This is a genomic window from Pseudomonas sp. HP_08, from assembly GCF_055284095.1.
This window is the reverse complement of sequence record NZ_JBTOQC010000027.1, coordinates 1-11342: the sequence shown is the minus strand read 5'-3', so window position 1 is coordinate 11342 and position 11342 is coordinate 1. Positions and strand designations below refer to the sequence as shown.

Annotated in this window: 10 protein-coding genes; 3 read left to right on the top strand and 7 right to left on the bottom strand. The window is 61.1% G+C overall.

Features of this window, described 5'->3' with window-relative positions; translation table 11 throughout:
- Nucleotides 1–66 precede the first annotated feature (66 nt).
- Entirely contained in the window at nucleotides 67–768 is a 702-nt protein-coding gene (locus ACYAS9_RS21625) for a DUF3053 domain-containing protein (RefSeq protein WP_463570351.1), read from the top strand.
- 33 nt (nucleotides 769–801) lie between these two features.
- On the opposite strand, the gene ACYAS9_RS21620 is transcribed toward ACYAS9_RS21625, so the two are convergent.
- The gene (locus ACYAS9_RS21620; RefSeq protein WP_463570350.1) at nucleotides 802–1731 is read right to left on the bottom strand and encodes a LysR family transcriptional regulator; all 930 of its coding nucleotides are present in this window, start codon (nucleotides 1729–1731) and stop codon (nucleotides 802–804) included.
- 87 nt (nucleotides 1732–1818) lie between these two features.
- Here ACYAS9_RS21620 and ACYAS9_RS21615 point away from each other — a divergent pair, with 87 nt between their 5' ends.
- Entirely contained in the window at nucleotides 1819–2205 is a 387-nt protein-coding gene (locus ACYAS9_RS21615; RefSeq protein WP_463570349.1) for a carboxymuconolactone decarboxylase family protein, read from the top strand.
- Here the strand turns inward: ACYAS9_RS21615 and ACYAS9_RS21610 are convergent.
- From ACYAS9_RS21610 to ACYAS9_RS21595, 4 genes are all read right to left on the bottom strand, one after another.
- Nucleotides 2202–3533 carry a DUF7256 domain-containing protein gene (locus ACYAS9_RS21610; protein WP_463570348.1) on the bottom strand — a complete coding sequence of 444 codons (1332 nt, stop codon included), beginning with the start codon at nucleotides 3531–3533 and terminating at the stop codon, nucleotides 2202–2204. The two genes, ACYAS9_RS21615 and ACYAS9_RS21610, sit on opposite strands and share 4 nt — an antisense overlap.
- An 80-nt stretch (nucleotides 3534–3613) precedes the next feature.
- Nucleotides 3614–5671, bottom strand: a complete 2058-nt coding sequence (locus tag ACYAS9_RS21605) for a TonB-dependent receptor (RefSeq protein ID WP_463570372.1) — start codon at nucleotides 5669–5671, stop codon at nucleotides 3614–3616.
- Nucleotides 5672–5715: 44 nt separating this feature from the next.
- On the bottom strand, nucleotides 5716–7875 hold the full coding sequence (locus ACYAS9_RS21600) for a TonB-dependent receptor (protein ID WP_463570347.1): 2160 nt from the start codon (nucleotides 7873–7875) through the stop codon (nucleotides 5716–5718).
- A 66-nt stretch (nucleotides 7876–7941) separates the two neighbouring features.
- A complete protein-coding gene (locus ACYAS9_RS21595) occupies nucleotides 7942–8352 on the bottom strand; it encodes a DUF2946 domain-containing protein (RefSeq protein ID WP_463570346.1) in 411 nt (136 codons plus the stop codon).
- A 334-nt stretch (nucleotides 8353–8686) separates the two neighbouring features.
- Here ACYAS9_RS21595 and ACYAS9_RS21590 point away from each other — a divergent pair, with 334 nt between their 5' ends.
- Nucleotides 8687–10828 (top strand): TonB-dependent receptor, encoded by a 2142-nt coding sequence (locus tag ACYAS9_RS21590; RefSeq protein ID WP_463570345.1) that lies wholly within the window; start codon nucleotides 8687–8689, stop codon nucleotides 10826–10828.
- 41 nt (nucleotides 10829–10869) lie between these two features.
- Here ACYAS9_RS21590 and ACYAS9_RS21585 read toward each other — a convergent pair whose 3' ends face one another.
- Together ACYAS9_RS21585 and ACYAS9_RS21580 are read right to left on the bottom strand one after the other, a co-directional pair.
- Nucleotides 10870–11067, bottom strand: coding sequence for a 2-oxo acid dehydrogenase subunit E2 (locus tag ACYAS9_RS21585; protein ID WP_463570344.1), 198 nt, complete (start codon nucleotides 11065–11067; stop codon nucleotides 10870–10872).
- A gap of 49 nt (nucleotides 11068–11116) precedes the next feature.
- A partial coding sequence (locus ACYAS9_RS21580; protein WP_463567581.1) for a transposase occupies nucleotides 11117–11342 on the bottom strand: 226 nt, incomplete at its 5' end.

The window sequence follows — 11342 nt, the reverse complement described above, 5'->3', positions numbered from 1 at the left end:
TATCTGCATCGCGCAGAGGCCGTCTCTGTCGCGGGCTTGTCATGTATTTCTGGAGACCCTGCCGACATGAACGTCTCGTTCCGCCCTCAATGGCTACTCGCTCTCGCCCTGCCCCTGGTCCTCGCCGCCTGCGGTAACGACGAACCTGAACAACGGGCTGCGTTCAGCCAGTTCCTGCAAACCCGCATTGTCGATAAACCTGGCGTGCGCGTACCCAAGCTGACCCCGGAAGAGTCCAAATCGTTTGGCGACTACACCACGCATTACGCGGTGATCACCGACTTCAACAGCTCGATGGACGCGACGATGAAACCGCTGGGCGAACTGGTGAAGAAAGGCGAGATGCGCTCGGTAGGTGACGTGGTCAGCCGCCGCGATGACATCAAGGCGATCCAGACCGGCATTAACGACATGGGTGTCAAGCTGAAGGAGCAACAGGCCAAGGCTGACACCGCGCATGCGCAGCTCAAGCAGCCGGACGACTTGAAAGTGGTGTACGACAAGGCCTACGACAAGACCGTCAGTGTGCCGACCAACACCCTGCTGGAAGTGCTGCCGCAACTCAACAGCACCCTGGACAGCGGCCTGAAAGTGGCCGATTACGTGAACGCTCATAAAGAGCAGATCGATATCAATGGCGCGGTGGTCACGGTCAAGGACCCCAAGGTTCAGGCAGAGCTGAACACCCTGCTGCAAAACCTCAATGAACAGGCCAAGACCGTTCAGCAGGCGCAGATTCGTTTGCAGTCTGTGATGCTCGGCAAGTAATGCCCTTCACGCCCAGTGAATGCCGGCCGGCGTTCACTGGGTTTTTGCCCTCGCCACATTTGCCCGCAGCATATTTTCCCGAACCAATTGCAGAAAATGCGCCAGCACCGGCGACCGGTTGCCTTCGGCGCAGGCTACGGCAATGCCGCTCGACAGCGCGCCGCCCTCTTGCTTCAGCGATCTGAACACCACGCCCTTGCGCTTGACGTGGGTCAATGACGCCGGGATAAACGCGATGCCCTGCCCCTCGGCAATCAGCCCCAACAGAATATGGTGATCGTCAGGCTCCGGGATCGTGTCGGGCTTGAAGTCGATCCGCGCAAAGAACGCCTGGCAATAATCATAAAAGCCCGGATTAAGCCGCCGCTCGAAGCGAAAGATCACCTCGTTGTGCAGATCATCGAAGCCCAGCGTGCGCTTGCGCGCCAGCGGGTGACGGGCAGGCAGGGCGACTTTCATCGGCTCTTCAAACAGCGTCTCGGTCTTGAGGCCTTTGGCCTCGGTGTGCAGCCCGATAAAGGCCACCTGCATTGAGCCGTTGTTGATGTCGCGCACCAGGTTGATCGAGTGCTTGCCCTGGGTCACGATCCTGCAATCGGCAAAGCGTTGCCGCAAGGCCTCGGATACATCGGGGATCACGCTGCGATCAAACACCGTCGTGTAGCCCACGCAAAACTGACCGCCCTCACCTTCTCGCGCCGCTTGCGCAGCCGCTATGGCCTTTGCCGCCTGCGCCAGGGTGCGCCGGACTTCGGGCAAAAACGCCGCGCCGGCCTTGGTCAGGGCCACACCGGTGCGGGTGCGCTGGAACAGCTCGACGCCGAGCTGGTTTTCCAGCTGGCGAATCTGCCGGCTCAACGGTGGTTGCGAGATATGCAGGCGTGCCGCCGCCCGCCCGAAGTTGAGCGTTTCGCTGACGGCGAGAAAATAGCGGAATTGACGCAAATCGATGGCTTCGTTCATACCGAAAAGGTATCACCAAAAGGGTATTGGCTGAACACTCGCTGCCAGGCCTAAAGTCGCTGCACACACCACGACGAGGCAGATGACATGGATAACCAACGCTATATCAGGGGTTTGGCGAAGCTGAAGGAAATCGACGGGCAAGCGGGTGAAAACGTCATTGAAAGCCTGAAGGACATTGCCCCGGACTTTGCCCGGTTGCTGATCGAGTTTCCATTTGGCGATATCTATTCGCGGCCCGGTCTTGATCTTGAAACCCGTGAACTGGCGGTGGTCGCGGCGCTGACCGCACTGGGCAACGCCGCACCGCAGCTCAAGGTGCATATTCATGCAGCGCGCAATGTCGGCTGCTCTCAAGAGCAGGTGGTTGAAGTGATCATGCAGATGGCGGTGTATGCCGGTTTTCCGGCGGCGCTCAATGGCCTGTTTGCAGCCAAAGAGGTGTTTGCCGCCGAAAACCAATCAGTGTGTTAACCACACGCCCAGTCCATTTCCATTTTCTCCAGATCGATCTGCCCGTTGCCACTGCCGAAGTTGAAGCCGCCAAAATCTTCTTCGAACTCCAGATAGCGCGGGCCGAACTCGGGATAGCCTTGCACCGGAAACATCGTGCCGCCGAAGTGGTTGCGTGCGTGAAAGCGCTCCAGGTCCAGGGCGATGCCTTCGTCGCTGAAGCCTGGAATATAGCCGCTGTCCTGGCATTCATCTTCCCACTCACGCGGCGGCTTGCCGACGTTGGGGTCGCCTTCGCGTTCTTGCGCACGAATGGCAAACGCGGTTTCCAGGCCGGCGTCGGGCAGCCACTCGAACGCAGGCTCGCCAGGGTTGCGCACCTGCTCGTAGCCGAAGTATTCGCTGTAGCTCTTCTCCAGCCAGCCCGGTGCCTGACCCAGCAGCGGGTTGCCGCTCAGGTCGGGCGGCGTGCACAGCGCCGCGTCGAACTGCGCCTGCGTCAGCCAGATGGCCGCATAGCTGACGCCGAGGATGTCCTTCATATCGAACTGTTTAGGGTGCCGCGCGTGGCGGTGCTGCCAGAACGGCAACAGGTGAACGTCGGCCGGTGGCTCGCTGGACAAGGGCGCTGCAAAAAAAGCCTCGATGGCGCTGCTCGACGGCAGTTCTTCGAACTGGTCATCGACAAACAGGCTGAACGCGACGAATTCTGCGCCCTGAGCGCGGTATTGGCTGGGCACGTGCACGGTAAACGCATGGCGCATCGGGTAACCCAGCGACGGGCTCAAGGGCCATTGTTGCGCACTGATGCCGGGCGGCAGGCCGAGGTTCCAGCCGCCGGCCCACTCGGCGCCACGTCCGCTCGGCGGCAGTGGCTGTTGCGGGTCGCGCAGCAGGTCATAGACCTTGTTCAGGCTGGTGTCGGCCAGCAGCTTGTCGGGCTCGGGGTACACGGCGCCCGGCTGGCTGATTTCCAGCGCGAGAATCACCCCGTCGCGCACGCGCACGATCAGCTCATGGCCTGCGTCGGTGCGGTCGCGGTATTGCGACCACTCCAGCGGATCTTGCGGACCGTTTTCGAATGCCTGCAGGCTGGGCCGGGCCTGGAGCACGGCGGCCTCCGGCATGCCGATGTGCAAGCCTTCGATGAGTTGATCGGCAGCAAACGACTTATAGAAGCTCACCTTGCCCAGTGTTCCGTCCACCGCCATTTGCGCCCCGAAACCGTGGTTATGGGTGTCGGGTACATAGCCATGCGCATCGGGCGGCGACCACTGCTTGCCCATGATGCTGGCCAGCACATCGATGGGCATCAGCGGCCGCAATGCGGCAATTCGGGCACTGTTCATGGGTGAACCTCCTTGGTAATCGGATGCATGTGCCGATCAGACCCGATTACCCCGGACGAATTCCCCCAGCCCCTCGCCGATCAGAAATCCAGCGTCAGCCCGGCATACAGCGCACGCCCGTCGCCGGCAGCGTGCAGCGACTGCTGCACGCCGGCGGTGTCGTCGTACCAGACGTATTCGCTGTCACGGTTGGTAATATTTTTCGCCTGCACATCCACGCTCAGGCTCGGGGTCAGTTGATACGTCGCCCCCAGATTGACCAACACGTAATCACCGAACGTACCGGTGCTGTTGGTGCGCTCCAGGTAATAGTCGCTCTGGCCGTTGGCCCAGGCCGAGAGTTGCAGCTTCGGCGTGACGTGCCAGGTCGAGCCTGCGGCATACAAATGATGCGGCACATGGTCCATCTCCTGCCCCTTGCTGGCCGGCAGATTGGGGTTGGGCTTGAGAATCTCGGAGAACTGCCGCGAGTACGACAGCCACAGGCGGGTGCTATCGGTGGGGTACAGATTGACCTGCACATCCCAGCCCTTGCGCAGCGTCTGGCCGACGTTCTCGGCATCGCCCTGCGCGTCGTTGAGTTTGCGCTGCACCTCATCCGAGGCTTTTTGTTGCCAGTAGGCAACACGCCCGTCGATCCACGCGGCAGGGTGAAACTTGATGCCGGTCTCCCAGCCGTCGTTGATCGAGGGTTTCAAGTCCTCCTGCTGGGTCGCCAGTCGATAGGTCGCCGAGCCCACGCCCACTTGATAGCTGCGCCCCCAATTGGCGTACAGGCTGGCCTGTTCCCACGGCGACCAGACCACGCTGAGTTTGGGCTGGCGAATCAGGCCATAGTCGTTGACGTCGGCGCGCTCGCCGGTCAGCCCGTTGCGGTAATCGCCATAGAGCTTGTCGACGCGGTACGCCGGGATGATCTTCAGCGACTCGATCGGCTCGATCACCGCCTGCACATAAACGCCGTAGACATTGAGGTTGAACTGCTGATCGCGGGTTTGCGCGGTGCGGGTGCGCAACAGAGTGCGATAACGCAGGCTCTGGTTTTCCTGACGCTGCACCTCTGCGCCGCCTTCCAGGGCAAAACCCTGCAGAAAATCGACCTGCGGGCGCCAGGTCAGGCTGCTCAGCGCGCCGTACTGGGTTTCATCGCTGTAGCGCTCCTGCTGCGCCGAGGTGCGCCAGTACTGGGTCCAGCGGCGATCTTCGAAGGTGTTGACATAGGCTTTGCTGGCCCAGCTCAGGTCTTCGCTGAGACTGGCGTCCAGGTGCAGGCTGAGCTGGTTCATTTCACGCTCACCGGTGTCGGTGGCGTTGTTGGCATAAGACTGGCGCGGCCGGTCGTGGCTGTCGGCGCGGCTCAGGTAACCGGCTTCGTCGGCATCGACGGTGTAATGCCGGGCGATCAACCCTGCGCGCCAGGCGTCATCGTCGGCGGTGTAAAACCATTTGCCGGAAACGCTCATGCGCTCGGCATCGGCATGCCGGCGATAGCCTTCGCTGGCCTGGTAGCTCAGGGCATAGTTCTGGCTCCAGTGGCCCGACTCGATACCCTTGACCAGTTGCACTTCGCGGGTATCGAAGCTGCCATAGCGCAGCCGCAGCTTGCCGTCGTTGCCGCCCTGGCGGGTGTTGATCGTGGCGTTGCCGGCGATGTTGTGCAGCCCGTAGCGTGGGTCATTGGTGCCGCGTACGACCTCGATGCTGTCGATTTCCAGCGGAAAAACCATGTCGATAAACGGCATGTTGCCGTCGTTGGTGTTGCTCGGAATGCCGTCGATCAACAGCTTGACCGCATTGACTTCACCTTCGCCATTAAAGCCGCGAAACGACAGCTTGCCCGAGGTGGTGCCTTGGTTGAACTGGGTCAGCATCACGCCGGGCACGCGGTTGAACAGCTCCCAGCTGTACTGCACCGGTTGCTTTTCCAGCAGCTCGGCGCCCACGGCATCCACTGAACTGAGGATGTTGCGGCTGTTCAACGGGCCGCGTTCATCATCGGTCCCGGTTCCGGTCACAGTCACCGCGCCCAGGGTCACGACTGAATCACCGGCACCGCGTGTTTCGGCGATGGCCTGGCTCAGCGGCGCAAGCGTAAACAGGCCGCACATCACCACCGGGGTGATGGAGAAAACGTTCATACACATCGAAAAAATCCTTTGCATCACAAGAGGTCGGCGGGCGATCAGAAACGCAGGTCCAGCGCTACATCGAGGCTGCGTGGCGCGCCCATGTAGTACTGGTTGCCATACGCCTGCCTGGCGTAAACCTCATCGGTGAGGTTGCGTGCCCGCGCGGTGACCGCTGCTTGCGGCGTGAGCTGATAGCGCGCAAACGCACCAAACAACGTGTACGCCGGCGCCTTGAGCGTGTTGGCGTTGTCGGCGTAGACCGAGGCGACATAGCGGCTGTCGGCGCCCACTTGCCAGGCATCGCTCAGGCGCCAGGTCAGCCACAGGTTGGCAACGCTGTCCGGCACATTGGTCGGTGTGTTGCCCTTGCGCGACACCGACACTCCGCCGACCGCCTCGTTGAAGCGGTCATATTCGGCATCGACCCAGGTGTAGTTGGCTTCCATCAGCACCTGCGGCGTGACTTGCAGCTTGCCGGCCAGCTCGACGCCGCGAGAGGTCTGCTGCCCGGCCTGCACGGTCAGATTGGGATTGGCCGAATCACGCACGGCAAAGTCGCGGCGCACGATCTGGTACAGCGCTGCGGTGGCCGAGGCACGCCCTTCAAGAAAGTCGAACTTGCTGCCCACCTCCCATTGCTCGCCCTTGGACAGGTCGAACAGGCCCACGTTGGAATAGGTGGCCGAGGCCAGCGAACCGGCCGGCAGATCGGCGCTGGTGCTGTATTGCAGGTAGACATTGGCGTTCGGGGTCACTTCATACAGCAGCCCTGCCCGGCCACTCAGTGGCTCCCAGCTGCGCTCGAACCTGGCCGGACTGGTGGCCGACACCGCGCCGTAGTTAGTCACCTCCATCTGCAAATGGTCGTAACGCAGGCCGGTGAGCAAAGACAGGCGCTCGGTCAGCGCCAGACGGTTTTCCACGAACACCGCCTGGGTGGTGATTTCATGCTTGCGCTGCCTGACCAGCCCCGTGCCCATGCCCGGCCAGTCACGAAAGTGTCCCGGACTGAAGTGATCGGCATCCACCGTATCGGAGCCCGAGCCACCGGTGGGGTACAGGTCCTGGCGCATGACCGAGTAATCGAGCCCCACCGCCCACTGGCTGGCCAGGCCGAACAAGGCCTGGTCGTGGCGCACCTCCAGTCGATTGCCCAGCATCTGTTGTTCATGGCGCTGCAAGTAGGCACCGGAACGAATCACCTGGCTGTTATCGGCGTTGTAGCGGTAGGTTTCCAGGTTGCGGTAATCGCGCTGGGCATCGTAGTGATAAAGGGTGTTGCTCAGACTGGTGGCGGCACTGACCTGATACTCGGTGATCGAGCGCAGCCAGCGCACGCGCTGTTCGTAACGCCCATCCTCGGTGTTGTAGTTCTCGAAACGCCGGCTGTTGTCGATCTTCATCGTGTTGCCGAGCGAGTTGAGAATCGGCGAGCCCCAGTACGGGCTGTCTTCGCGGTCTTCCTGATATTCGAGCGCCAGGGTGTGGCTCAAATCGGGCGTCAGGTCGCTGAGCAGCGACGCCGCAAAGCTGTTGGTCTCACGGGTATTGCGGTCGATATACCCCTTGTCGGCGGCGCGACTGAAGTCCATGCGCAGAAAGTGCCGCGCGTCTGCCGCCGGCGTACCGAGCGCCTGATTGAAGCCGACCGCGACCTCGGACTCATCGAAGCTGCCATAGCGCAAATGGCCTTCAAGCAATTGAGGGTCGCGGCTGGCCAGCTTGCTGATGGTATTGATCGAGCCACCGACAGCGCCCGTGCCATACAGAAAAGTCGAGGGGCCGCCGATCAATTCCACCCGGTCGACCAGCCAGGCATCGACCGGCCGCGTGGCGCTGCTGTAGCCCAGGTTGATGCCGTTATAGAGCTGGGTGATCTGGCTCTGGGTAAAGCCCCGATAAGACACGAAGCCGCCATAGCCCGGATTGGCCGAGGCATTGATGCCGGTCATGGCGTTGAAAATGTCCTGGCTGTCCCTGGCGCCGCGGGCGTCGATCACCTCGCGGTCGGAGACGCTCACCGAGGCCGGTGTCTGCCGGGCGGTCAAGCCCAGGCGCGAGCCGGTCTTGATCGGCTGATCGAGGCTGAGCCCGGAAGGTTGGTCTTGCACAGCCTGAATGTTCAGGGCATCGAGTTCCAGCGAGGCGTCTTGCGCCCACGCGACATTGCAGGCGCCCAAAAGCAGCACCAGAGAGGTGTTGGTGGTTTTCATGAACAACGGTTTCCACGCGAATAAGTGACGCTGACTCGGGCTGCATCAAGGTGCAGACGGCCGGAATCAGACGGTTGTAGTCACAGCGGGAAAAGAGACAGGCGGAGCGCGAGGGTTGAGAGAGGGCCAGAGAAAACGCGGCGGTGGTTGCGCCCAGCTGCGCACCACCACCGGCGAGATAACCCCCTTGGGAATGTCACGCAGGTCCCAGGCCGAAGAATTCAGCGCCAGGGCGGTGGTCGAGGATGAACACAGCGGGCAGGAAAATTGCGCGGTGGCTTTGCCGGCGTGATCGGCATCGCCCGCATTCTGGCCCATGCCGCCACCGCCCTCCATCGCGCAATAGCCACCGCTCAGGCCGCTGAGGGCGAGACCGGCCATTTGCCCGTGATGAATACTGGAGGCGAACAGACTGAACAGGACGCTGGCGTAGAGCATCCATGCAATCAGTGTGCGGTCGGTCCGGTGAAATTTCATGGCGGCGACTTTATCACTCAATGAGAACGCGTCGCAAAAGACTTGCGTGACAGATTGCCGCACCGTTTCAGGGCGCATCCAAGTGCTCGAAAACGACCTGCACAGGTCGTTTTCAAGATCATTTTTACTGATAATTCCGGCCTTATAAAATCATGGAAAATCATGATTAACATATAACCAAATGTGCTTTCACAGGATTTTTTAAAAAGAATATCTTTTATGCAAACCGACCCCACACCATGGCGGAGGCCATGGACTTCTGTTGTGGCGTGTCCGTCTGCAACAGGTTTCCGTACATCACGACTTCATCAGTGCATGACAGGAACCTTACTCGATGCCAACCATTCCCTACCCCTTGCAACCGCTGGTGCTGGCCATTGCCCTGGGCGCTCCGGCGCTGGTGCTGGCCGCTGACGAAGACCGTCTGCCAACCGTGACCGTCACCGCCGAACACCGCGCAGAAAACCTGCAAAAGACGCCGCTGGCGATCACCGCCTTCGACCAGAACACCTTGCAGGACCAGCAGGTCAACAACGTGCGCGACCTGTCCGGCCGCGTGCCGAACCTGACCCTGCCACGCCAGTCGATTTCATACAGTGCGCAGACCTACGGCATTCGTGGCATTGGCGAGACCGACCCGATCCAGGAAGCGGCGGTCGCGGTGTACGCCGACGACCTGTACATCCCGCGGGCGATTTCTTCGATGCTCGACTTCAACGATGTCGAGCGCGTCGAGGTGCTGCGCGGCCCGCAGGGCACGTTGTACGGACGCAACAGCGCCGCCGGGGCGATCCGGGTGATCACCCGCGATCCCGACCAGACCACCCGTGGCTTTTTCGAACTGGGCGCCGGTAACTACGACGCGCGCAACGGCCGGGTGCTGATCAGCGGCCCGCTGGTCGACAACACCCTGTACGGCAGCTTCTCGGCGATCCGCCTGACCCGCGACGGTACGGTGCACAACCGCACCACCGACAAGGACGTCAACAACGTCGATATCCAGTCGTATCGCGGCAAATTGCGCTGGGCGCCGGATGATTCGCGCTGGGATGTGCAACTGACCCTGGCCGGCACCATCGACCGTGGCGATACCACCAGCTACACGCCGTTCAACGTCGCCGACGGTCACTACGACAAGTTCACCACCTACAACAGCCTGACGCCGAAGAACAAACTCGACCAGGGCAGCGCCGTGCTGCGCGCCATCCACAACATCGATGACCACCTGAACTTCAAGTCGGTGACGGCCTGGTCCGAGTTCGATCAGCCCGTGGACTACGACAACTCCGGCAAGGCCAACAGCGGCAACGCCTCGCCGATCCAGAACAACCTGATCGTCTACAAACAGCGCTACGCCACCCAGGAATTCCAGCTCAACGGCGACTACGACCGCTTCAGCTACACCCTGGGTCTGTTTCTCTATAAAGAGCGCTTTCGCGCCGAACGCGACAGCCTGACCTATTCGGTCGCCGCCAACCGCGTCAACGCCAGCGGTCAGTACAGCACCACCGACACCGAAAGCTACGCGCTATATGGCCAGAGCAACTACAAGATCACCCCGCGCCTGTCGCTGACCACTGGCCTGCGCTACACCTACGAGCACAAGAACTTCGACTACCAGAACTACGCCATCACCACCGCACGGCAAATCACCGGCACCAACTTCAGTGCCGAAACCAGCGAATCGTGGTCGTCGGTCAGCCCCAAGATCGGTCTGGAATACGCCTGGACCGACAACCTGGTGCAATATGGTTACGTCGCTCGCGGCTTCAAGGCCGGCGGCTTTGACAACCGTGCCCCGACGCAAGTGGCGGCCGAGCAGGGCTTTGATCCGGAGAACGTCACCACTTATGAAATCGGCTTCAAGGGCGACTTTGCCGATGGCCGCCTGCGCAGCAACATCGCGTTTTTCTATAACGACTATGAAGACCTGCAGACCAACGCCTGGGACCCGGCGATCAGCGCCAACCTGCGCACCAACGTCGGCAGCGCCCACACCTACGGCGTAGAACTGGAAAACACTGCCCTGCTGACCCGCGACCTGCGCCTGACCGCCAATCTGGGTTATCTGGAAAGCAAATACGACGACTTCCAGAACGCCAGCGGTCCGGGCGTCAGCGCCGACGGCAAAGAAATGATCTTCGCGCCCAAATGGAACGCCAGCCTGGGCCTGAGCTGGACCGTGCCGGTCAGCCTGCCGGGCGCGCTGATCGCCAGCACCGACTACCAGTACCAGACCCGCTCGTACGCCAACGCCCTCAACGCCGACATCTATGAAGTCCCGGCGCAAGGCTTCTGGAACGCCAACACCAGCTATACAACCGGCGACGGCCACTGGACCACCACGCTGTCGGTGAAAAACATCCTCGACCGCGCGTACCCGCAAGGCGTGAGTTACTCAGCGGCGAGCAACACCTCGCACTACGTGATCAACGACCCACGCACCGTGCTGCTGAGCGTGCGTTACGACCTGTAATCAGCATCGTGGGAGCTCGCGAAGAGGCCGGCACGTTCAACTTATTCGTTGACTGATAATTGGCATTCGCGAGCTCTACGCTCGCTCCTACGGGTCTTGGGTTTGCGTCGCGACAACGCGGCGCTTCTCACGCCATCGACCTCTTCGACGACCACGCGCTTTTGCAACGCGCCGACGCCCAGAATCGCCGACTGTGGCTGGTTGATGATCACCGGCGTGGCCAGCAATGTCCCACGCACCACCCGACCGCGTACTGCAACCTGATCTGACCCCAAAAAGTTGGACAGTCTATTGCCACACGCCCACCGAACGAGTCCTGAACTCCACAGGACTCAATCCGCCAAGCCTCACTTTTATCCGGTCATGATTGTAGTAACGGATGTACTCGTCCAGCCCCGTCCTTAGCTCCTCCACATTCTGGAAGCGCTTGAGGTAGAAAAACTCGGACTTCAGTATCCCGAAAAAACTTTCCATTGCGGCATTGTCCAGGCAGTTTCCCTTGCGTGACATGCTT